General features: G+C 61.9%; 22 protein-coding genes and 1 riboswitch. Of the genes, 16 read left to right on the top strand and 6 right to left on the bottom strand.

What is annotated here, in order from left to right:
* Nucleotides 1-105 precede the first annotated feature (105 nt).
* From gyrB to dnaA, 3 genes are all read right to left on the bottom strand, one after another.
* The gene (gene gyrB / locus AC1DEK_RS22885) at nucleotides 106-2,733 is read right to left on the bottom strand and encodes a DNA topoisomerase (ATP-hydrolyzing) subunit B (protein WP_478127642.1); all 2,628 of its coding nucleotides are present in this window, start codon (nucleotides 2,731-2,733) and stop codon (nucleotides 106-108) included.
* Between the two features lie 134 nt (nucleotides 2,734-2,867).
* Complete coding sequence (dnaN, locus tag AC1DEK_RS22880; protein ID WP_478127582.1) at nucleotides 2,868-3,974, bottom strand: DNA polymerase III subunit beta; 1,107 nt, start codon at nucleotides 3,972-3,974, stop codon at nucleotides 2,868-2,870.
* Nucleotides 3,975-4,243: 269 nt separating this feature from the next.
* Nucleotides 4,244-5,623 carry a chromosomal replication initiator protein DnaA gene (dnaA, locus tag AC1DEK_RS22875; protein WP_478127581.1) on the bottom strand — a complete coding sequence of 460 codons (1,380 nt, stop codon included), beginning with the start codon at nucleotides 5,621-5,623 and terminating at the stop codon, nucleotides 4,244-4,246.
* Nucleotides 5,624-5,973: 350 nt separating this feature from the next.
* On the opposite strand from dnaA, the gene rpmH reads away from it, so the two are divergent.
* From rpmH to AC1DEK_RS22840, 7 genes are all read left to right on the top strand, one after another.
* A complete protein-coding gene (gene rpmH / locus AC1DEK_RS22870) occupies nucleotides 5,974-6,108 on the top strand; it encodes a 50S ribosomal protein L34 (protein WP_047486751.1) in 135 nt (44 codons plus the stop codon).
* A 75-nt stretch (nucleotides 6,109-6,183) separates the two neighbouring features.
* Nucleotides 6,184-6,573 carry a ribonuclease P protein component gene (locus tag AC1DEK_RS22865; protein ID WP_478127641.1) on the top strand — a complete coding sequence of 130 codons (390 nt, stop codon included), beginning with the start codon at nucleotides 6,184-6,186 and terminating at the stop codon, nucleotides 6,571-6,573.
* Nucleotides 6,570-6,860 carry a membrane protein insertion efficiency factor YidD gene (gene yidD, locus AC1DEK_RS22860; RefSeq protein WP_478127580.1) on the top strand — a complete coding sequence of 97 codons (291 nt, stop codon included), beginning with the start codon at nucleotides 6,570-6,572 and terminating at the stop codon, nucleotides 6,858-6,860. Before AC1DEK_RS22865 ends, yidD begins: the two co-directional genes overlap by 4 nt.
* On the top strand, nucleotides 6,857-8,611 hold the full coding sequence (gene yidC, locus AC1DEK_RS22855) for a membrane protein insertase YidC (RefSeq protein WP_478127579.1): 1,755 nt from the start codon (nucleotides 6,857-6,859) through the stop codon (nucleotides 8,609-8,611). The genes yidD and yidC overlap by 4 nt, the downstream gene beginning before the upstream one ends.
* A 65-nt stretch (nucleotides 8,612-8,676) precedes the next feature.
* The gene (gene mnmE / locus AC1DEK_RS22850; protein ID WP_478127578.1) at nucleotides 8,677-10,083 is read left to right on the top strand and encodes a tRNA uridine-5-carboxymethylaminomethyl(34) synthesis GTPase MnmE; all 1,407 of its coding nucleotides are present in this window, start codon (nucleotides 8,677-8,679) and stop codon (nucleotides 10,081-10,083) included.
* 86 nt (nucleotides 10,084-10,169) lie between these two features.
* Entirely contained in the window at nucleotides 10,170-10,637 is a 468-nt protein-coding gene (locus tag AC1DEK_RS22845; protein ID WP_478127640.1) for a Crp/Fnr family transcriptional regulator, read from the top strand.
* A gap of 341 nt (nucleotides 10,638-10,978) precedes the next feature.
* Nucleotides 10,979-11,503: a hypothetical protein gene (locus tag AC1DEK_RS22840; protein ID WP_478127577.1), complete on the top strand. Its 525-nt coding sequence runs from the start codon at nucleotides 10,979-10,981 to the stop codon at nucleotides 11,501-11,503.
* A 16-nt stretch (nucleotides 11,504-11,519) separates the two neighbouring features.
* Here the strand turns inward: AC1DEK_RS22840 and AC1DEK_RS22835 are convergent, their stop codons facing one another.
* Entirely contained in the window at nucleotides 11,520-13,505 is a 1,986-nt protein-coding gene (locus AC1DEK_RS22835) for a monovalent cation:proton antiporter family protein (protein ID WP_478127576.1), read from the bottom strand.
* 77 nt (nucleotides 13,506-13,582) lie between these two features.
* On the opposite strand from AC1DEK_RS22835, the gene AC1DEK_RS22830 reads away from it, so the two are divergent.
* From AC1DEK_RS22830 to AC1DEK_RS22815, 4 genes are read left to right on the top strand one after another with little or no spacing between them, the layout of a single operon-like run.
* Nucleotides 13,583-14,584, top strand: a complete 1,002-nt coding sequence (locus AC1DEK_RS22830) for a KpsF/GutQ family sugar-phosphate isomerase (RefSeq protein WP_478127575.1) — start codon at nucleotides 13,583-13,585, stop codon at nucleotides 14,582-14,584.
* Nucleotides 14,584-15,132 (top strand): KdsC family phosphatase, encoded by a 549-nt coding sequence (locus tag AC1DEK_RS22825; RefSeq protein WP_478127574.1) that lies wholly within the window; start codon nucleotides 14,584-14,586, stop codon nucleotides 15,130-15,132. The genes AC1DEK_RS22830 and AC1DEK_RS22825 overlap by 1 nt, the downstream gene beginning before the upstream one ends.
* A complete protein-coding gene (gene lptC / locus AC1DEK_RS22820) occupies nucleotides 15,129-15,782 on the top strand; it encodes an LPS export ABC transporter periplasmic protein LptC (protein ID WP_478127573.1) in 654 nt (217 codons plus the stop codon). Before AC1DEK_RS22825 ends, lptC begins: the two co-directional genes overlap by 4 nt.
* Nucleotides 15,779-16,549 (top strand): SDR family oxidoreductase, encoded by a 771-nt coding sequence (locus tag AC1DEK_RS22815; protein ID WP_478127572.1) that lies wholly within the window; start codon nucleotides 15,779-15,781, stop codon nucleotides 16,547-16,549. The genes lptC and AC1DEK_RS22815 overlap by 4 nt, the downstream gene beginning before the upstream one ends.
* Nucleotides 16,550-16,608: 59 nt before the next feature.
* Here AC1DEK_RS22815 and AC1DEK_RS22810 read toward each other — a convergent pair whose 3' ends face one another.
* The gene (locus AC1DEK_RS22810) at nucleotides 16,609-17,136 is read right to left on the bottom strand and encodes an RNA recognition motif domain-containing protein (protein ID WP_478127571.1); all 528 of its coding nucleotides are present in this window, start codon (nucleotides 17,134-17,136) and stop codon (nucleotides 16,609-16,611) included.
* A 249-nt stretch (nucleotides 17,137-17,385) separates the two neighbouring features.
* Nucleotides 17,386-17,558, top strand: a riboswitch (yybP-ykoY riboswitch).
* Between the two features lie 12 nt (nucleotides 17,559-17,570).
* Between AC1DEK_RS22810 and AC1DEK_RS22805 the strand changes: the two genes are divergently transcribed.
* The 5 genes from AC1DEK_RS22805 to AC1DEK_RS22785 all read left to right on the top strand — a co-directional run bounded on the left by AC1DEK_RS22805 (nucleotide 17,571) and on the right by AC1DEK_RS22785 (nucleotide 21,354).
* Complete coding sequence (locus AC1DEK_RS22805; RefSeq protein WP_478127570.1) at nucleotides 17,571-18,137, top strand: TMEM165/GDT1 family protein; 567 nt, start codon at nucleotides 17,571-17,573, stop codon at nucleotides 18,135-18,137.
* Nucleotides 18,138-18,261: 124 nt separating this feature from the next.
* A complete protein-coding gene (metX, locus tag AC1DEK_RS22800) occupies nucleotides 18,262-19,443 on the top strand; it encodes a homoserine O-succinyltransferase MetX (protein ID WP_478127569.1) in 1,182 nt (393 codons plus the stop codon).
* Nucleotides 19,440-20,027: a methionine biosynthesis protein MetW gene (gene metW / locus AC1DEK_RS22795; protein ID WP_478127568.1), complete on the top strand. Its 588-nt coding sequence runs from the start codon at nucleotides 19,440-19,442 to the stop codon at nucleotides 20,025-20,027. The genes metX and metW overlap by 4 nt, the downstream gene beginning before the upstream one ends.
* Before the next feature lie 55 nt (nucleotides 20,028-20,082).
* On the top strand, nucleotides 20,083-20,670 hold the full coding sequence (locus tag AC1DEK_RS22790) for an IMPACT family protein (RefSeq protein ID WP_478127567.1): 588 nt from the start codon (nucleotides 20,083-20,085) through the stop codon (nucleotides 20,668-20,670).
* Between the two features lie 141 nt (nucleotides 20,671-20,811).
* The gene (locus AC1DEK_RS22785; RefSeq protein WP_478127566.1) at nucleotides 20,812-21,354 is read left to right on the top strand and encodes a bactofilin family protein; all 543 of its coding nucleotides are present in this window, start codon (nucleotides 20,812-20,814) and stop codon (nucleotides 21,352-21,354) included.
* 13 nt (nucleotides 21,355-21,367) lie between these two features.
* Here AC1DEK_RS22785 and AC1DEK_RS22780 read toward each other — a convergent pair whose 3' ends face one another.
* Complete coding sequence (locus tag AC1DEK_RS22780; protein ID WP_478127565.1) at nucleotides 21,368-22,174, bottom strand: DUF72 domain-containing protein; 807 nt, start codon at nucleotides 22,172-22,174, stop codon at nucleotides 21,368-21,370.
* Between the last annotated feature and the right edge of the window lie 71 nt (nucleotides 22,175-22,245).

Here is a 22,245-nt window from a genome sequence, read left to right as displayed (position 1 = left end):
GAAACCGCCGGAGATTTTGCTTAGCAAGAGTCGGGCTAGGAATAGCGTTTACACGCAGTTTGCGGTTCCCAGCCCGCAGTTGGTTACCGCAACGACAGCCGAAACTCAAACGTCGATATTGGCCGCCCGAAGCGCGTTCTGCTCAATAAATTCGCGGCGCGGCTCGACCTCGTCGCCCATCAGCATCGTGAACACGCGATCCGCCTCGATGGCGTCGTCGATCTGAACGCGCAGCAAGCGCCGCACGTTCGGATCCATGGTCGTTTCCCACAACTGCTCGGGATTCATCTCGCCGAGTCCCTTGTAGCGCTGGCGTGCGGTTGCGTTCTCGGCCTGGCCGATCAGCCAGCGCATTGCTTCGCGGAAGTCGCCGACCTTTTCTTCCTTGGCTCGGTCGCCTTCGCCGCGCTTGACGACAGCGCCCTCGCCCAGGAGATCACGGAATGTCTTGGCGGCCTCCGCGAGTGCCGCGTAATCCGCACCATGCACAAAATCCTGGGTCAGCACGCTGCTCTTGATATTGCCGTGATGGCGGCGGCTGATACGCAAAAGCGGTTTGTCCGTTCGCGCGTCAAATTCGCTCGAAACGTCCGCCGGTGCACCGGTGGTGTTGAGTTCGCGCAGCTTGTTCTGGAGCGCGACGGCCGACGCCTCGGCACTGGCTGTCGTGTCGAGGTCGAGCGACACCCCGTCGGCAATCGCGCGCAATGCTGCGGCGTCCAGGAAGACACCGAGCCTTGCGATCACGGCTTCCGCCAATTGATGCTTGCGCGCGAGTTCAGCCAAGGTGTCGCCGCTCAGCGTCGTCGGCTTGTCGCCGCCGGTCATCACGCTGGCGTCCTTCAGCGCCACCTTGAGCAAGAAGGCATCGAGCGCGGGCGCATCCTTCAGGTATTGCTCTTCCTTGCCGACCTTCACCTTGTAAAGCGGCGGCTGGGCGATATAGATGTGGCCGCGTTCGACCAATTCCGGCATCTGCCGGTAGAAGAAGGTCAATAGGAGCGTGCGGATGTGGGCGCCGTCCACGTCGGCATCGGTCATGATGATGATGCGGTGATAGCGCAGCTTGGCCACATTGAAGTCGTCGGCACCGCCGCCTGAAGTCGTCGCACCTGCGCGACCGATGCCGGTGCCGAGCGCCGTGATCATCGTCAAGATTTCGTTGCTCGTCAGGAGCTTTTCGTAGCGCGCTTTTTCGACGTTCAGGATCTTGCCGCGCAGCGGCAGGATGGCCTGGAATTTCCGGTCGCGACCCTGCTTGGCCGATCCGCCCGCGGAGTCACCCTCCACCAGGTAGACCTCGCACAGAGCCGGATCCTTCTCCTGGCAATCCGCCAACTTGCCGGGCAGGCCCATTCCGTCGAGCACGCCCTTCCGGCGCGTCATCTCGCGCGCCTTGCGCGCGGCTTCGCGCGCTCGCGCCGCTTCGACGATCTTGCCGCAGATGATCTTGGCGTCGCCGGGCCGCTCCTGGAGATAGTCGGACAGCAAGCGGCCGACGATGTCTTCGACTGGCGCACGCACTTCGCTCGACACCAGCTTGTCCTTGGTCTGGCTCGAAAACTTGGGCTCCGGCACTTTTACGCTCAACACGCAGCAAAGGCCTTCGCGCATGTCGTCGCCGGTCACTTCGACCTTGGCCTTCTTGGCCAGCTCGTTTTCTTCGATGTATTTATTGATCACCCGCGTCATCGCCGCACGCAAGCCGGTGAGGTGAGTGCCGCCATCACGCTGCGGGATGTTGTTGGTGAAGCAGAGAACCTGCTCGTTGTAGCCGCTGTTCCACTGCATCGCGACTTCGACGCCGATGTGCGTTCCGGGGATGCCGCCATACGTATCCGCCGGCTTTTCTCCCGACGCATAGAAGACGTTCGGATGCAAAACCGTCTTGCCCTTGTTGATGAACTCGACAAAGCCCTTGACCCCACCGGCACCGGAAAAATCGTCTTGCTTGCCCGTGCGTTCATCGATGAGCCGGATCCGAACACCGTTGTTGAGGAAGCTGAGTTCACGAAGGCGCTTGCTCAGGATCTCGTAATGGAAATCCGCGTTTTCCTTGAAGATTTCCGTGTCAGGCAGAAAGTGCACTTCAGTGCCGCGCTTTTCGGTTTCGCCCGTCACCTTCATCGGCGAGACTTCGAAGCCGTTCACCGTCTCCAGGATGCGGTTCTGCACGAAACCCTGGCTGAATTCGAGCGTGTGAACCTTGCCTTCGCGCCGAACGGTGAGGCGCAGCATTTTGCTGAGCGCGTTCACGCAACTCACGCCCACTCCGTGGAGGCCGCCCGAAACCTTGTAGCTGTTCTGATTGAACTTGCCGCCGGCATGCAGTTCAGTAAGCGCGATCTCCGCCGCCGAGCGCTTGGGCTCGTGCTTGTCGTCCATCTTCACGCCCGTGGGAATGCCGCGGCCGTTGTCTGTCACTGACACCGAATTGTCGGTGTGGATGGTGACAACGATGTCGTCGCAGTAGCCCGCGAGCGCCTCGTCGATCGAGTTGTCCACGACTTCGAACACCAGGTGGTGCAGACCCGTACCGTCCGACGTGTCCCCGATGTACATACCCGGACGTTTGCGAACTGCCTCCAGACCTTCGAGGATTGTGATGGAACCTTCGCCATAGGACGTGTCGGCCGACGGCGGCGTCACCTCGATCGGAATCGCGTTGTCGATCTCAGGGGTGTAGACCGGCTCGGTGTGCGGCACTTCCAGCTTGTTCTCTTCGCTCATCAGAATCTTTCTCATCGGCAGCCCCGGAGCTACCGTCATTTCGGGAAACACCGCGGGACCGGCTTTGCCGGGCCCGCTGGTGTTGCCCCCTGCAAGGGGGTTGGCGGCCACTCGAAGTGGGCAAGCCTGGGGGTGTGCTAAATCCTCATCGGCATGACGACGTACTTGAAGGAGGCGTTCTCAGGGATGGTCATCAGCACAGAACTGTTTGAGTCGGCGAGATCCAGCTTCACCATCTCCTGGCTCATATTGGTCAGCGCGTCGATCAGGTAGGTCACGTTGAACCCGATCTCGATCGAGTCCCCGCCGTAGTCGATGTCGAGCTCGTCCTGCGCTTCTTCCTGCTCGGCATTGTTTGAGGCGATGCGCAAGGTACCCGGTTCGATGTTGAGCCGCACGCCTTTGAACTTCTCGCTCGTCAGGATCGCCGTGCGCTGAAGGCTTGCGAGAAGGGGAGCGCGCCCCAGCGTCACCGAATTCTTGTGATTCTTGGGGATCACGCGGTTGTAGTCGGGGAACTTGCCTTCGACTAGCTTCGTGACGAACTCCATCCCGCCAAAGTTGAACTTGGCCTGGTTGTTCGCGAACTGCATCTCGATTGCGCCCTCGGCATCGGACAGCAGCCGCTGCATTTCCAAGACTGTCTTGCGTGGCAGGATCACTTCCTGGCGGGGTACTTCGACGTCCAGCGTTGCCGACGCGAACGCCAGCCGATGGCCGTCCGTTGCCACGAGGCTCAACTGTTTACCTTCGGCCACGAACAGGATGCCATTGAGGTAGTAGCGGATGTCGTGCACCGCCATCGCGAACGACACCTGGCTCAGCAGATCCTTCAGCGTCTTTTGCGGAACGCTGAAAACCGGACCGAAATTGGCGGATTCCTGCACCAGCGGGAAGTCTTCCGCAGGAAGCGACTGCAGCGTGAAGCGACTCTTGCCACCCTTGAGCACCAGCTTGTTCGCGCTGGATTCAAGGCTGACCGTCTGGTCGGACGGCATAGTCCGCAGGATGTCGATCAGCTTGCGCGCGCCAATGGTCGTCGTGAAGTTACCCTCGTCGCCACCCAGTTCAGCCTGGGTGCGAATCTGGATTTCCAGATCGCTGGTGGTCAGCTGCAACTGGCCGCCCGTCTTGCGGATAAGCACATTGGCCAATATCGGCAGGGTGTGCCGCCGCTCCACGATACCCGCCACCGACTGCAGCGCTGCGAGGACTTTGTCTTGCGTAGACTTCAAAACGATCATGTTCTTACCTCTTCCTTTATTTCTTTAATTCAAATTAGTAGTAGTAGATAAGGGGCGCGCCCACCTGTGGACAGGGCGATTTTCCGTTTCTACGACAAGGACTTGGCGAGCTCCGTTCGCTGTGCGCAGCAGTGCTTCCGTGATGTCGTGCAAATGCGAACAACTTCGGGTCGCGCGACGGCCCTGTGGACAAGCCGTCATTTGTGCTTGAACTTTCCCCAGAGTTGTCCTTTGACAGGACTCGAGAATCTGCGTAAAGCGCTCATCCGTCATCCCTTGAGCGTTTGCTCCAGCACGTGCAGTTGCTGATTCAGTTCGGTGAGCTGCTGCCGCTCACCGGAAATCTTGCGCACTGCGTGCAGTACGGTCGTGTGATCGCGGCCTCCGAAAAGCTCCCCGATTTCGGGCAGGCTCTTCTGGGTCAGTTCCTTGGCCAGGTACATCGCGATCTGTCGCGGCCTTGCGATCGAGGCCGGCCGCTTCTTCGAATACATGTCCGCGACCTTGATCTTGTAATAGTCGGCCACCGTTTTCTGGATGTTCTCGACGGAAATCTGACGGTTCTGGATCGACAGCAGGTCGCGAAGTGCTTCCCGTGCCAATGCGATGGAGATTTCCTTTTGATTGAAGCGCGAGTAAGCGAGGATCTTGCGCAAGGCGCCTTCCAGTTCGCGGACGTTGGAACGGACGTTCTTGGCCACGAAGAACGCCACCTCCTCCGGCATTTCGGTGCTTTCGGCGCGCGCCTTGTTGATCAGGATCGCAACGCGCATTTCGAGCTCGGGCGGCTCGATGGCGACAGTGAGCCCTGAATCGAAACGGGAAACCAGTCGCTCGTGGATATCCGCAAGCCCCTTGGGATAGGTGTCGCTCGTCATGACGATGTGCGACTTCTTTGCGAGCAAGGCCTCGAACGCATTGAAGAATTCTTCTTGTGTCCGATCCTTGTTCGCGAAGAACTGGACGTCGTCGATCAAAAGCAGGTCCAGAGAGTGATACCGCTCCTTGAACTCGTCAAAAGTCTTGCGCTGATAGGCTTTGACCACATCTGAGACGAACTGCTCGGCGTGGATGTAGAGAACTTTGGCATCCGGCCGGTCGGTCAACAGCCGGTTGCCGACGGCATGCATCAAGTGCGTCTTGCCGAGACCAACGCCGCCATAAATGAAAAGCGGGTTGTAAAGATGGCCGGGAGTACTCGCGACATGCATCGCCGCGGCGCGCGCCATTCGATTGGCAGTACCTTCGATGAGCGTTTCGAAAGTGAGACCCGAGTTCAGGCGGTTCTTGAATGCGGCGGCTGCCAGATCTTCCCCTGCGCTCGGCAGGTCTCGCGGAACATCGACCTCTGACACGACCGTCAAGCTCGTCGGCCGGTTAACGATTTCTCGAGGAGCAAGCGCTAACTCGATGACAACTGGCTGACCATAAAGGTTCTCGGCCATGGAAGCGATCTTGCCCGCATACTGCGCCCGAATCCAGTCCAGCTTGAACCGGTTGGCAACAAAGACAGTGACACGCGAGAAGTCGTCTGCGACCCTTGCGGTGAGCGGTTTGATCCAAGTGTTGAATTGCTGTTCGGACAGTTCCTGCGCGAGTTGATCGACGCAGGCTTGCCAAAGGCTGTCACCAACGCCGTCACTCGGCATGGGTGCTCTGAAAAGTGGTTTGTCCCTCAGCCATCTCTCGTGTTTGTGTTGTGGATAGTCGCACCCGCGATGCGCCGCCGATTCTAACTTGTCAAAAACTTATCCACACCATTTCGAAGCCTCTTGCGGCGATGTGGATGGCGGCACGGGATTGTCTGCCGCCAAAATCTTTGTGATAATCGCGGGTTTCCCTGAAAACCCTTTAGCGTGTTTCGGGGTATCTCGGGCTCAGGTCGGCCCCAAGCTTTGTCTTCTGGACAGCTTGGAGCGGCTCGGGGCGACTTGGGGTTGACGCCTCGGGGCGCAAATACCGGGACTGCCGGGTCATCCGGTCACATCAGGAATCCATCATGAAACGCACTTATCAAGCATCCAAAACCCGCCGCGCCCGTACCCACGGTTTCCTGGTCCGCATGAAGACTCGCGGCGGCCGCGCGGTCATCAACGCACGTCGCGCCAAGGGCCGCAAGCGCCTCGCCGTCTGACGGCACGCATCGGCACGGTTGCCAGTCATTCGGTGTGCGCCAACATACTCTGACGGCGCCCTGCGGTTGACTTCCATGCAGCGGCTCAAGACCCGCGCACAGTTCCAGGCTGTACTCGCAGGGGCTACCGTGGCGCGCACTGCCCACTTCGCACTGCACCGCTGCACGTTCGACGTGCAGTCGGGCACGACTTCGCTCTTCGACACGCACGATGTGTGGGTCGGCGCCATGGTCCCCAAACGCTGGGCGCGCCGCGCAGTGACCCGCAATTCGATCAAGCGCCAGATCTACACCGTGAGCGGCGCCGCCTCCGAAGGCTTGCTGCAGCGCTCGGCGCATGTCGTGCGTCTCCGTGCGGCATTCGATCGCAAGGCCTTCGTGAGCGCGACATCCGATCGGCTCAAGGCAGCCGTGCGAGCCGAACTTCAACAATTGTTGACACGAGCCGCTGCGGCTGGCCGATGATGAAGCGCCTGTTGATTGGCCTGGTCAAGGCCTACCGCATGCTCCTGAGTCCCTGGCTTGGGCAAGCCTGCCGGTTCGAGCCCACTTGTTCCGTCTACGCCATCGAAGCGCTCGAGCAGCACGGCGCAACGACTGGCAGTTATCTCACCCTGCGTCGCATCGCCAGGTGCCAGCCGTGGTGCCAAGGCGGCCACGACCCGGTTCCCCCCAAGGCCCAACAGTCGACTTCGCCATCGAAGTCGCTGTTCGCCTTTCTCTCTACCGACGACAAGAAGTCTTCTTCATGAACGATATCCGCCGCACCATCTTGTGGGTGATTTTTGGTTTCTCCCTGGTGTTGCTATGGGACCAATGGCAGGTCTACAACGGCCACAAGCCGACCTTCCTTCCGTCGACGAAGACAGCTGCACCGGCCAATGCGCCGGCTACCCCAGCGCCGTCGGCCAATGGTGTGCCCGCCGCGGCCGGTAGCTCTACGAGCGCAGTGCCCGCACAGGGCGCGGTTTCTCCGATTGGCGAAAAGGTGACTGTCTCGACAGACCTTTTCAAAGCGGTGATTGACGGAGAGGGCGGGACCCTGTCCGAGCTGCAACTGCTCAAATTCGTCGACCAGACCAACAACGGCGGTTTGGTCGAATGGGCACGTCGTCTGGTCGGTTTGCCCGTGGCGCAGAGCGAATCCAGACCCGTGATGTTGATGGAAAACGGATCCCCGGCGACGCGCTATGTCGCGCAGACAGGGCTTCTGAATCCGGTGGATACGGGCGATCGATTCCCGAATCACTTGAGTCTGATGTCCGCGCGGAGCGGTCCTCGCGAGTTGGCTGACGGCCAGAACAGCCTGGAGGTGGTATTTGAGTCTCAGCCGGTAGGGGGCCTGAAATACGTCAAGACCTACGTATTCCAACGTGGCGACTACTCCATCCACGTCAAACACCAAATCGTCAACGTCAGTGACCAGCCGCGGGATGCACAGCTGTATCTGCAGTTTGTGCGGCATGGCACGGTCGCATCGGGCACGATGTTCGGCACCAACACCTTCACGGGCCCGGCCATCTTTACCGAACAGAAGAAGTTCCAGAAGATCGCGTTCACCGACATCACGAAGAACAAGATTGAGCTGCCCGCACCCGCCACCAACGGCTGGGTGGCAATGGTCCAGCACTACTTTGTGTCCGCATGGCTTCTCAATGTGCCGGGTAGCGATGCGATCAAGCGTGAGTTCAGGGTGGCGGATCTGGGCAACAACCTGTTCTCCGTAGCCATGGTCCTGGAGTTGCCCAAGCTTGCACCGGGGGCTGCGCAGACCGTCGACAGCAACCTGTTCGCAGGCCCAGAAGAAGAAAAGAAGCTGGAGGCGCTCGCGCCAGGCCTTGATCTGGTCAAAGACTACGGCATCTTCGCAATCATCTCCAAGCCGCTTTACTGGCTGCTCAATCAATTGCACGGAATCCTCGGCAATTGGGGCTGGTCGATCGTCGCGCTGGTCGTTCTGTTGAAGGCGGCATTCTTCTGGCTCAATGCGAAAGCCTACGCGAGCATGGCGAAGATGAAGGCCATCAATCCCAAGATCATGGAGATGCGCGAGCGGCTGAAGGACAAGCCGCAGGAAATGCAGCAGGAGATGATGCGGATCTATCGTGAGGAAAAGGTCAACCCCATGGGCGGCTGTTTCCCGATCGTGATCCAGATCCCTGTGTTCATCGCGCTGTACTGGGTGCTGCTGTCCTCTGTCGAAATGCGGCACGCGCCGTGGATTCTGTGGATCCATGACTTGTCGGCGCCCGATCCATGGTTCATCCTGCCGGTCGTCATGACCGCGACATCGCTGTTCCAGACTTGGCTCAATCCGACGCCGCCGGACCCGATGCAAGCCAAGCTGATGTGGATCATGCCGCTGGCGTTCAGCGTGATGTTCATCTTCTTCCCGGCTGGCCTGGTGCTGTACTGGATCACCAACAACGTGCTGTCGATTGCTCAGCAGTGGTTCATCAACAAGCGCCTTGGTGTGCTTGGCAACAAGACCCCCAAGAAGTAGGGGCGATCACACTCTCATCGAAGAAGGGCCGCGCAAGCGGCCCTTCTTGCTGAAAGAATCACGCCATGCTTGCGCGTCCCACCGATCCGATCGTTGCCATTGCCACGGCCTCAGGCCGCGGTGCCGTCGGGATCGTGCGAGTGTCCGGAGTGCAGATGGCGCCTCTGATCGCAGCGATCTGCGGCCGAAGTCTCAAGCCGCGAGAGGCCACGTACCTCCCGTTTCGGGACGCCACGGGAGAGCCCATCGACCATGGACTCGCAATCCATTTCCCTGCGCCCCACTCGTTCACGGGCGAGGATGTTCTTGAGCTGCAAGCACATGGGGGACCAGTCGTGCTGCAACTGTTGCTGGCGCGATGCCTTGAGGCTGCCGCTGAACTCAATGCCGCGACGGCCCAACCTCGACTCAGTGGCCTGCGAGTCGCCGAGCCCGGTGAGTTCAGCCAGCGCGCCTTTCTCAACGGCAAGATCGATCTGGCCCAGGCGGAAGCCATTGCTGATCTGATCGATGCCAGCACGGAAGCCGCGGCTCGCAGCGCAGGGCGGTCGCTGTCGGGGGAGTTCTCGAAGGAAATCCACACACTGCTCGACGCCCTGGTTCGTCTGCGGATGCTGGTCGAAGCGACGCTGGACTTTCCGGACGAGGAAATCGATTTTCTGCAGGAAGCCGATGCCGCCGGCCAACTGACTTTGCTGAAATCGCAATTGGGGTCTGTTCAGCAACGTGCGCGGCAGGGCGCGCTGTTGCGGGAAGGCATCAAGGTCGTGATCGCTGGTCAACCGAACGCCGGCAAGAGTTCATTGCTCAATGCTTTGGCCGGTGCCGAACTGGCCATCGTCAGTTCGGTCGCCGGCACGACGCGCGACGTGGTTTCGCAGACGATCCAGATCCACGGGGTGCCGCTGCACGTGGTGGACACGGCCGGCTTGCGCCACAGCATCGACGAAGTGGAGCAAATCGGCATCGCGCGTGCCTGGGGACAGATCGAGGACGCAGACGCGGTGCTCTTCCTGCACGATCTCACACGCGCTCAGTGGCCGGACTACGCGGAGGCGGACTCGGCGATATCGGGCGCCCTGGCAACCAAGCTACCTATCGGCGTCCCCGTCATCGATGTGTGGAGCAAGCTGGACGCTGTGCCGTCAGCGCCCGAATCCACAGGCATCAACCTGTCCGCGCGGACCGGCTTCGGGATCGAAGCGCTTCGTGGCCGCCTGCTCGAAGTCGCAGGGTGGCAGTCGGTTCCCGAGGGGGTCTACCTGGCCAGGGCACGCCATGTACAGGCCCTGTCGCGCGTCGAGCAGCATGTCGACTGGGCGGCAGAGCACTTGGCAGCACGAGCCCAGTCCCTGGATCTTCTGGCCGAGGAACTGCGCCTGGCGCAGAACGCGTTGAACGAAATTACCGGCGAATTTGGCGCCGACGACCTGCTGGGCGTGATCTTTTCCCGCTTCTGTATTGGTAAGTGACCGAGAATGCAAGCGCTTGTGACAAGTGTCACTATGCATTTAAGCTTCCGCAGATACTCCAGCAGGCACAGCAGGGGCTCACAACGATGTCATCCAGCATTCAAGATCTTTGCCGCGCGATCGCTCAGAACACCAGTTACGACGCGTTTGCGCCCGCTTTCAATGCCCAGCAATGGGAAACGGTCGCCTCGTATCTACAACCCCACGACATGCCTGCAGGCCAGGTGCTCATCGATCAAGGCGCCGTCGACCGGACGCTCTTTTTTATTGAACGGGGCGCACTCAGCGTTCATTTGATCGGCGAAAAGGGGCAGATGCAACTCGCGATCCTGAATCCTGGTTCCGTCGTCGGCGAGGGCGCATTCTTCTCACGGTTGCCGCGCTCGGCCAATGTGGTTGCGACGGGTGCGGCCCGTGTCTGGCGATTGACGGCGCTGCGATTTGCCGAAATGTCCAACCGCCAGCCGAATCTCGCGCTCGAACTCACGCTGGCTTTGGGCGCTGTGATTGCCAAGCGGATGGTGAACAAGCCGAAACGGGTCGCGGTGACCTGACCATGCCGGCAATATGTGCGGACTGCCGCACGGCCAACCGAGACGGTGCCAAGTTCTGCAAGGGTTGCGGCCATAGGCTCAGGCTCGTTGTGCCGGCCAATTCGACTGAGGGCCGACCCGATACGGAAGAGAACACTGAAGAGGATTGGCCCGCTACGCAGCGCATGCCCATGCGGCACCAGTTGGAGCGCGTCGAAGACTCACCGCCGTCGCGAGGCCTGTACGCATCTCTTCCGTCGGGCGGATGGCAATCCAAGGGTCCAAACTCGTCGGCAGCAAGTCCCCAGACGGTCCAAACGGGCTCGCGCGAGAGCGGGTCAAGGCGAATCGCCTCTTGGGGCTTGATCGCCGCGATCCTCGTCGTGGTCGGCGGCTGGTACGCGCTCAACTCGCGAACCGTCAACGAACCGGCGAAAGTCCTGGATCGCATGCCGGTCGTCCAGCCGACACCTTCGCCCCCTGTTTCAGAGTCAACCGCTTCGGCGCCGGCCGCTGATGCGGCGGAGGCCCCGCCGCCGCCACCACCGGCACCGCCCCAGGCAGAATCGCAGCTCGCGCCGCCGCAGGATGCGCCCATCAAGCCTGCCGCCGCACCTGCCAAGGCGCGCAAGCCGGCAGCGGTCCGCATTGCAGCGCCGGCAGTTCCGCCTCCGCCGTCCCCCGTCGCCGCGCCCGAGCCGGCCCCAGCGCCCGCCGCTCCGCCCAGTCCGCAGTCCGCTTGCGAAGGCCTCAATTTCTTTGCACGCGCAAGATGCATGGCAGCGCTGTGTGCCAAAGCCGACTACAGGGCGCACGCTCAGTGCGAAGCCGTGCGACGCCAGCAGCAGATCGAGGAAGAAAAGCGGAATCCGTCCTTGCTCAACTGACGGGCAAGGCGCCGCATCACCCCTTTTGCAGCTTCTCGATCGCCATCGCCAGCGCGCCAGGTTTGCCTGACAGCACCAGCGTATCTCCATCCGCGAGCACCGCTTCCTCCGTAGCGTCTGCCGTCTTTCCGTCCCGGCGGCGCAGGCTGGCGACGCGTACGCCCAATGCTTCAAGCGCAAGTCGCGCGAGCGGTTGCCCGATGGCGCGCGCTCCCGCCGAAAGAGTGAAGGTGTTGAGCCGCTCATGGTCGACCTCATCGGCCTTGTCGTCATCGGCGCCATGGAAGTACCCGCGCAGCAGGTTGTAGCGCGCATCTCGCTGATCCTGCACCACGCGGATCACGCGACGCATCGGCACGCCGACGAGCGCGAGCGCGTGGCTGGCGAGCATGAGGGATCCTTCGATGGCTTCGGGCACGACTTCGGTGGCGCCGGCGGCCTGGAGCTTCTCGAGGTCGCGATCGTCCTGTGTACGCACGATCACCGGCACCTGCGGTGCATGCGAGCGCGTATTGGCCAACACCTTCAGTGCACCAGGGACGTCCTGGTAGGTCACGACCACCGCGCTGGCACGAGCCAGGCCTGCCGCCATGAGCGCCTGCAGCCGCGCCGCATCGCCAAACACGACGGAGTCCCCCGCCGCAGCGGCCTGGCGAACTCGATCCGGATCGAGATCGAGCGCCAGATAAGGAATGCCTTCGCGCTCCAGCATGCGCGCGAGGTTCTGCCCGCAGCGGCCGTACCCGCAGATGATCACGTGTTGGGCGGTGTTGATCGTCTTGCGGGCGATGCTTGTCATCTGCAACGATTGCTGGAGCCAGTCGCTCGCAACCAGCTTTCGCACGATGCGATTGCTGTACATGATGATGAAAGGCGTGGAGAGCATCGACAGCACCATCGATGCAAGGACGGGATTGACGAGCCATTCCGGCAGCAGTCCTCGGCCCTGTGCCAGCGCCAGGAGCACGAATCCGAACTCGCCTGCCTGGGCCAGATACAAGCCAGTGCGCAATGAGACGCCGCTTGTCGCACCCAGCATGCGCGCGAGCGCCGTCACCAGCGCCAGCTTGAAGGCCAGCGGAATCAGCAGCAGCGCCGCAACGAATACCCACCTCTGAACGACGACATGCCAATCGAGCGACATCCCGACCGTGATGAAGAACAAGCCCAGCAGTACGTCGTGAAACGGGCGGATGTCTGTCTCGACCTGGTGTTTGAACTCGGTCTCGGAAACAAGCATGCCTGCGACGAAGGCTCCCAGAGCCAGGCTCAGGCCAGCCAGTTGCGTGAGCCAAGCCAGTCCGAGGGTGACCAGAAGAAGGTTGAGCATGAACAGCTCTTCGCTGCGCCGCCGTGCGACCAAAGTCAGCCACCACCGCATCACGCGCGGTCCGCCGTACAGGAGAACGGCGATCAGGAAGATTGCCTTGATCGACGCGAGACCGAGCGCCTTGAGAAGCGCTTCCGGAGGTGCGCCCAGAGCCGGAATCAGCACCAGCAGCGGCACGACGGCGAGATCCTGAAACAGCAGCACGCCCATGACGCGCTTGCCGTGCTCACTGTCGAGCTCGAGGCGTTCAGCCATCAGCTTCACGACGATCGCGGTGCTACTCATGGTGAGCGCACCCGACAGCACGAGGGCAGTCTGCCAATCGAGACGCCATTGCTGCGGCAGCACCGTGGCGATCAGCAAGGCGCCCGCGGTCGCCATAGCGATGGTCAACATCACCTGCAGAAGACCGAGCCCAAACACGTGTCTGCGCATCGCGCGGAGCTTGGGGAGGCTGAATTCCAGCCCGATGACGAACATCAGGAAGACGACGCCGAATTCGCCCAGGTGCTGGATGCCTTCGGAGTTCTGGGCCAGTGCAAAGGCATGTGGGCCTATCAAGACGCCGGAAGCCAGGTAGCCAAGCATGGGCGGCAGTTTGAGAGAGCGGCACGCGACCACGCCGATGACCGCGGCAAGCAAGTACATCAGCGTCAGGTCGAATGAGGTCATGGCTTGATGCTACTGAATGTGCGAGGGTTCAGCGGCGCGCATTCCGGCGCGCCGGCGTCGCCCGATAAAATCCCGCGATGAGCTTTCGCCCCGACTCGCCCCTGACTGCCGACCCTGAAGCCATGCTCGCGCGAGCTCGCACCACTTTCGACATCGAAGCGGCTGCTGTCCTCGGACTGAAGGAGCGTGTCGGGCCGAGCTTCGTCGAGGCGGTCCAAAAAATTCTCGATGTCCGCGGGCGCGTGGTCGTCATGGGCATGGGCAAGAGCGGCCATGTCGGCCGCAAGATCGCTGCCACGCTCGCTTCGACGGGCACTCCGGCCATGTTCGTGCATCCCGCCGAAGCAAGCCACGGCGACCTCGGCATGATCAAGGCGGTCGACCTCGTGCTCGCCATCTCCAATAGCGGCGAAGTCGAAGAGCTCACCGTCATCCTTCCCGTGGTCAAGCGGCAAGGCGTGCCATTGATCGGCATGACCGGGCGCCGAGACTCCACCTTGGGGCGCCACGCTGACATCGTGCTCGACAGCAGCGTCGAGAAAGAAGCCTGCCCTCTCAACCTCGCGCCGACGGCCAGTACCACCGCGCAAATGGCGCTGGGTGATGCACTCGCCGTCGCCCTGCTCGATGCGCGTGGCTTCGGCACCGATGATTTCGCGCGTTCGCACCCTGGCGGCGCACTCGGCAGAAAGCTCCTGACTCACGTCAGCGATGTCATGCGCTCGGGCGACGACGTGCCGCGCGTCGCGCCTTCAGCCAGCCTGAGTGACCTGATGCGCGAGATGAGCGCCAAGGGACTCGGCGCGACCGCGGTGGTCGACCCCACAGGACGGGCGATCGGCATCTTTACCGACGGTGACCTGCGCCGGCAGGTCGAAACCGGCGCCGACTTGCGCGCGCTCACTGCCGGCGACGTCATGCACGTCGGGCCGCGCACGCTGCGCGCCGATGCGCTGGCTGCTGAAGCGGCCGACCTCATGGAACAACATCGCATCACCAGCGTGCTGGTGGTGGATGCGTCCGGCGTCCTGATCGGAGCACTCAGCATCAACGATCTCATGCGCGCGAAAGTCATTTGATGGCCATTGAATTCCGGCCGGAAACGCTTTTGGCAGCTCAGGACATTCGCGTCGCGTTTTTTGACGTCGATGGCGTGCTGACCGACGGCGGCGTCTACTTCAGCGAGCACGGCGAAACGCTCAAGCGTTTCAGCATCCTCGACGGATACGGCCTCAAGCTGCTGCGCATGGCGGGCATTACGCCAGCGGTCATCACCGGGCGTGATTCGAAACCGCTCCGCGTGCGTCTCGAGGCGTTGGGAATCCAGCATGTGCGCTACGGCACCGAGGACAAGCTGCCAGCCGCCGAGGCGATGCTCGCGCTCCTCGGAACCGACTGGCAACATGCCGCCGCAATAGGCGACGACTGGCCCGACTTGCCTGTGCTTGCGCGCGCAGCCTTCGCGGCCGCACCCGCGAACGCCCATACGGAGGTGCGAGCGATTGCCCATCACGTGACGAACGCACGCGGCGGCGAAGGCGCGGCTCGAGAGTTCTGCGACTTGCTCCTGACGGCTGGCGGACATTACCGCCGGCTGCTGGACGGTGCGCGGGGCCTGCCCGCATGAAGTCGGCCTGGAGTTTCCTGCGCGACGGATTCGATCGCGTCACGATTTATCTGCCGCTCATCCTGACTGCCACCCTCGCGCTGGGAACCTATTGGCTCGTTCGCAATGCGCCGAGGCTGCTCGAACCCACCGCCAAGGAAGCGCCGGCGCACGACCCCGACTTCTTCATGCGCGACTTCGTGGTCAAGAGCTTTCAACCGAACGGCGATTTGCGCACGGAGCTTTTCGGTAAGGAAGGACGCCACTATCCGGACACTGACACGCTCGAGGTCGACGAGGTGCGCTTTCGTTCCATCTCGGACCAGGGCCTGGTCATGCACGGGTCGGCGAACCGCGGTTTGTCGAATGGCGACGGCACGGAGATCCAGCTTTTCGACAATGCCATCGTGATTCGCGATGCCGCGACGACGCCGAAAGGCGCTCCGCTGCCGCGGCTGGAGTTTCGCGGCGATTTCCTGCATGCCTTCACCGACACCGAGCGCGTCAAATCGGACAAGCCGGTCATCCTGACCCGCGGGGCGGACACGTTCACCGCCGATTCGATGGACTACGACAACCTGACGGGTATTGCCAATCTCAAGGGTCGCGTTCATGGCCTTCTGGTGCCGTCGGCAGCGATGGCTGCGCCGGCTCCGAAGCGAAAGCCATGACCCTTGCTTTCATCACCGGCGCGTCCAGCGGCATCGGACAGGCACTCGCAGCCCGCTTCTATGCGGCGGGCTACGATCTCGCGCTCGTGGCCCGCCGCACGGCGGAGATCGAAGCCTGGGCGGTGGAACGGCAGATGGATCCTGCTCGCTGCCAGATCTACAACGCCGACGTGGCGGACATCGACAGCGTTGTCGCGGCCGGAAACGCATGCCTGGAACGCCAGGGCGTTCCCGACGCGGTGATCGCCAACGCAGGCATCAGCGTGGGCATGGACACTGCCGAGCGCGACGATCTTGACGTGCTCGCCCGAACGTTGGCGATCAACAACATCGGGCTCGCTGCGACTTTTCATCCCTTCCTCCGCGCCATGCAGGCAAGGGGGAGCGGTCGTCTCGTCGGCATCGGCAGCGTCGCCGCGATACGTGGGCTGCCGGGGCATGGGGCCTACTGCGCGAGCAAGGCCGGTGTCGTGGCGTATTGCGAAAGTCTCAGGGGAGAAATGCGGGCCAGTGGCGTCAAGGTAGTGACCGTGTTGCCTGGGTACGTCGACACGCCGCTGACGCAGGGCAATCGCTACGGCATGCCATTCCTGATGCAGCCGAACGACTTCGCCGAGAAGGCATTCCGTGTCATCGAGTCGGGCAGCAGCTATCGGGTGATCCCTTGGCAAATGGGCGTGGTCGCGAAGGTCTTGCGCCTGCTTCCGAATGCGTTGTTCGACCGCGCACTGCAAGGTCGCGGACGCAAGAAGCGCGCTGGCGAATAGCCATCAAAAAAGGCTCCCTGAAAGGAGCCCTTTTGCTGTTCGACGTCGGTCGGAATGAATCAGTAGCCGCTGTTGCCGCCGTTGCCGCCGCCGTAGCCGCCGCGACCACCACCGCCGCCGCCACGAGGGCCAGCACCGTAAGGGCTGCGGAAACCGCCGTCGCCGCCGCCACCGCCGCTGCGGCTGCCACCACCACCGTAGCCGCCACCGCCGCCGCCGTAACCACCACCGCCGCCGCTGCGACCACCGCCGCCGCCACCACCGTAGCCGCCGCCACCGCCGCCATAACCACCACCGCCGCCGCCGTAGCCGCCACCACCGCTGCGAGGCGGACGAGCTTCCATCGGGCGAGCTTCGTTGACCACAACGCTGCGGCCGCCCAAGGGCTGGCCGTTCATGCCGTTGATTGCCGCTTGCGCTTCAGCATCACTGCCCATCTCTACAAAGCCGAAGCCCTTGGAGCGCCCGGTATCGCGCTCCATCATGACTTTGGCGCTGGTGACGGCACCGAATTGGCCGAAAGCCTGCTCGAGATCGCCGTCACGCACCGAGTAAGGCAGATTACCGACGTACAGTTTGTTGCCCATCAAGGGACTCCTAATAAACACGTAAAAAAAGCGATGGAGTCCCGAGAGCACCGCAAGGCGGAATCCGCCAATGTTGCGCGAAACTGACCGATCACCCAATCACCTCCACCTGAAATTCAGAGGGAGGCTCGCGCATTATGTGGGAAATAAAAGTTGCGCAAGTAGGAATTTGCCCGGACCGATGTCGCCCGCAAAATATATTTGATGTTAGTGCAAACTTACATGAAAGAGGTAAGCCACGCTACAATCCCCGCAGTCATCGGGGAGTAGCCGCCTTCCATTGCGAGAAGGGTTTGCGTCAACAGACTTGTCCTACATCGAGTGGGATATGGCGCAAGCAGCGGACAGCCTGGCGAGACCTTTGACCGTGCGACTTCGGGTTCGGCCGAGTTGTCGTGCGGTCAATTGCGTCTTCGGCCGAGGGATCCTTATTCATGGAAGCTTTTTTCGTTGCCACCGGCGTGGTCGCTCTCGCCGAGATGGGCGACAAGACCCAACTCCTCTCGCTCGTGCTTGCCGCGAGATTCCGCAGGCCTTGGCCGATCGTTCTCGGAATCCTCACCGCCACAGTCCTCAACCACGCATTAGCGGGCGCCGTCGGAAATTGGGTGACGCACTTCCTGGGCCCGGTCGTCCTGCGCTGGATCCTCGGTGGCTCGTTCATCGCAATGGCGCTGTGGATACTCGTCCCCGACAAGCTCGAGGACGACGAGGTTCCCAAGTCTTCTCGCTTCGGCGTTTTGGGGACGACCGTCATCGCCTTCTTTCTCGCCGAAATGGGCGACAAGACGCAGATTGCAACGGTGATGCTCGCGGCGCGTTATGTGGATGCCTATGCGTGGGTCGTTCTGGGCACGACGCTCGGGATGATGCTGGCGAATGCGCCGGTCGTGTGGCTTGGGGAGCGCATCGTCAAGCGCGTGCCGATCAAGCTTGTTCATGGCATCTCCGCCGTCATCTTTCTGGCGCTGGGCGTGGTCGCTTTGATCGACTGGGGTTGAAAGACAGAACGTCATATACTTTCGCGACGCGCCGATTTGCTCCAGCTTGCGGGCGCTTAACAAATGCAGCTAAAGACGGATGCCGACCCGGCTCGTTTTTGGCGAGGCCGGGTCTTTTTCATTCATGTCGTTCGTCGTTACTCCGCAATCCATGCAGTTCGCCGGCCCGCTGGCCCTGACCAGCGGCGCTTCGATCTCCGACTACACACTTGCTTTCGAAACCTACGGCGAACTCAACGCCGACCGCAGCAACGCGGTGCTGGTGTGTCATGCGCTCAATGCGTCGCACCATGTCGCCGGCATGTACGCGGGCCAAGCCAAGTCCGAAGGCTGGTGGGACAACATGATCGGGCCCGGAAAGCCGGTCGATACCGACCGGTTTTTCGTCATCGGCATCAACAATCTCGGCTCGTGTTTCGGCTCGACAGGGCCGATGCACATCAATCCGGCAACCGGCCGCGCCTACGGAGCCGACTTTCCGGTGGTCACGGTCGAAGACTGGGTCAATGCGCAGGCCGCGTTGCTCGATGCGCTCGGCATTCACACGCTTGCTGCAGTGATGGGAGGCAGCCTCGGCGGGATGCAGGCGCTCTCATGGGCTCTGCAATTCCCGGAGCGCGTGCGAAATGCCGTGGTGGTGGCGAGCGCTCCGAGTCTCACCGCACAGAACATTGCATTCAATGAAGTGGCGCGCCGGGCGATCGTGACCGATCCCGACTTCAACGGCGGCCACTTCTACGAGCACGGTGTCATCCCCAAACGAGGCCTGCGTATCGCGCGAATGGTCGGCCATATCACCTACCAGAGCGACGACCTCATGAACGAGAAATTCGGTCGGGCCCTGCGCAGTGCGGTCGAAGGGAGCGCCGTCAACACCGACTTCCTCTATTCGACGCAAGAGGTCGAGTTCCAGATCGAAAGCTATCTGCGCTACAACGGCGACAAGTTCAGCGAGTACTTCGACGCCAACACCTATCTGCTGATCACGCGCGCGCTCGACTACTTCGACCCCGCGCGAACCCACGGCGGCGACCTTCGCGCCGCGCTGGCCAAAGCATCGGCCAAGTTTCTGTTGGTCAGCTTCACGACCGACTGGCGCTTCGCTCCGGCGCGCAGCCGGGAGATCGTCAAGGCGCTGCTCGACAACCGCCGCAACGTGAGCTATGCGGAGATCGACGCGCCGCATGGGCACGATGCCTTTCTCCTCGACGACGTGCGCTACATGAGCGTCGTGCGCTCGTACTTCGAGCGCATCGCTGGCGAGCAGACCCTGTCACCCAAGCGCGTGGAAGTCGCACCGGCATGAGTGATCTCGATACGCAACGCCTCATTGCGCGACTCGTGCCGGAGGGCTCTCGCGTGCTCGATCTGGGCTGCGGCGATGGATCGTTGCTCGACCTTCTTCAGCGCGAGCGCGGATGCAGCGGCTACGGCGTCGAGATTGCCGATGGCAACGTGCTGCAATGCGTGCGACGCGGCGTCGACGTGATCCAGCTGAACCTCGACGAAGGCTTGGCCATGTTCGACGACGCGTCTTTCGATGTTGTGCTGCAGATCGACACGCTGCAGCACTTGCGCAACGCCGAGGTGATGCTGCGCGAAACCGCCCGCGTCGGGCGCATCGGCATCGTCGCGTTCCCGAATTTCGCGCATTGGCCCAACCGCATCAGCATCGCGCGTGGCCGCATGCCCGTGACGCGCCGGTTGCCCTACCAGTGGTACGACACGCCCAACATCCGTGTCGGGACATTCAAGGACTTCGGAGTGCTCGCGCGCAAGAACCGCTTGCGGGTGCTCGACTGTTTCGGCCTCGAAGCGGGACACGAAGTGCGCTGGCTTCCGAATGCGCGCGCCAGCACGGCAGTGTTCAAGTTCGAGCGCGGCGAATAGCCAATACCCAATACCAATATACCCGGCGAAGATGGGCGGCGAGCGCCCGACCCCCATGTCCTTCACACTTGCTGCTCCGACGCACAGCGAGCTGATCATCAAGAAAAGCCGATTCATCGGCTGCGTCCAGCCGGTCGCCAATCGCGAAGCGGCGCAAGCCGTGGTGGCCGCGCTTCGCGCCGAACATCCCGGAGCCGCTCATGTCTGCTGGGCATTGATGGCCGGAGGCCAATCGGCGGCGAACGACGACGGCGAGCCAAGCGGCACTGCTGGACGGCCCATGCTCGAAGTGCTCCGCCATCACGATCTCGAAAGCGTGCTGGCCACGGTTGTGCGCTACTTCGGCGGCGTAAAGCTCGGTGCGGGCGGCCTGGTGCGCGCCTACACCGACAGCGTTGCGCAAGCGCTCGTTGGCGCGACGCTCATTCCATTGGTGCGTTTGCGCACTCTGAATTGCGCAGTCGCCTATGCGTTCGAAGGACTGCTGCGCCGCGAGATCGCCGCAATGGGCGCGACGCTCGACGAGGTGCATCACGACAGCCAAGTGCGTTTCTCGTTCACCCTCCCGCAATCGGCCGCGGATGCGTTCATCGCACGACTGGACGACGTGACGCAAGGGCGAGTTGCGTGGCTTAGCGCGTGATTGGCCGAACATGCTCGGCCGCGCGAGCACAAAAGTTCGCAGGCATCACGCTTTGGACTTATTCAGTTACGCCTATTGCGCAATGAAGTGCCGCCTTCGGTGACGGCGTTCTTACGATAGGCGATTTTGAGGAGCTACCCATTGGCCACACAGTCCCCCTTCTTCGGCAAGCGTGATCGCGACGCTGCCGACAATGTCACCTCCCGCCCCGCGCCGCTGATGGGTTCCGGTACCAATCTTTCCGGTACGCCCGTCAGTCCCTCGACGCTCACCACGCAGGCCGCCAACGCAGTTGCCAGCGTCGCCGCCCCCAAGGAGGGCGGCAGCAAGCTGACCGTGGGTCCCAACATCAAACTGAAGGGTGTCGAGATCACCGATTGCGACACGCTCGTCGTCGAAGGCCTTGTTGAAGCCACGATGGATTCGCGCGTGATGCAGATCGCCGAACAAGGAGCGTTCAAAGGCTCGGCGGAAATCGACATCGCCGAAATCCGCGGTCTCTTCGACGGCAATCTGACGGTTCGCGAAAAGCTCGTGATTCACTCCACGGGCAAGGTCACCGGCAAGATCCGCTACGGAAAGATCATCATCGAAGAAGGCGGCCAGCTTTCAGGCGAGATCACCTTCGGCGCCGCGGCGGCCGGCAGCAGCAAGCCCGCGGCGGCTCTTCACGCCGCTGCCTGACGCGCATCACGGGTCAGCTCAGTCGCTCGATCAAGGCACCGGCGGCCGCCGGTGCCTTTTCTTTTGCGCCGTTGATGAAGTAGACAAACACGTCACGCGCTTTCGAGGCGCCTGACTTGTCTTCTTCAACATGGGGCAATGACGAGGGTGTTCCGCCCGCGGCCCAGGTTTTCGCGGCCTCGGCCCATTCGTCCAACGCCTTCGGCGCGTATCCGGACGCAAGCTTCGCGTCGCTGTTCATCAGGCGCGCGTAGACGAAGTCGCCCGTCAGGTCGGCAAACGACGGAAACTTCGGCGAATCCGTGAAGACGGTCGCCACCTTGTGCTTGCGGACGAGCGCAAGGTACTCGGGCGTTCGAAAGCTGTCATGGCGCACGTCCAGCACATGACGCAGCGCACGGCTGCCTTCCTTCTTCGGCAGCAGTTCCAAAAACGCTGCGAGATCTTCCGGGTCGAACTGTTTAGTCGGCATGAATTGCCACACGATCGGCCCCAACTTGCTGCCGAGTTCGCCGATGCCGCTGTCCACGAAACGCTTGATCGATTCACCTGCCGTGGCGAGTTGCTTGCGATTGGTCGAGAAGCGCGAAGCCTTCATCGAAAACACGAAATCGTCCGGCGTCTCGTCGTGCCACTTCTTGAAAGTCGTCGGCTTGAAGGTGCTGTAGTAGGTGCCGTTGACCTCGATGGCGGTGACGTGGCGACTCGCGTAGTTCAGTTCCTGCGCGTGCGGAAGACCCGCCGGATAGAAGTTGTTGCGCCAGGGCTCGAAGGTCCACCCTCCAATGCCGACACGGATTCGCTCAGCAGCGGCGTTCATTTCGGGCCCTTTCCCGCGGTGGCGGGCAGGTGACAAAGGCGAAGCTGGATGCGCGCAGGCATGGCATTCCT

Source organism: Variovorax sp. 10N420, assembly GCF_056394705.1.
The sequence above is the reverse complement of the archived record's forward strand: the minus strand, read 5'-3'. Positions and strand labels throughout refer to the sequence as shown.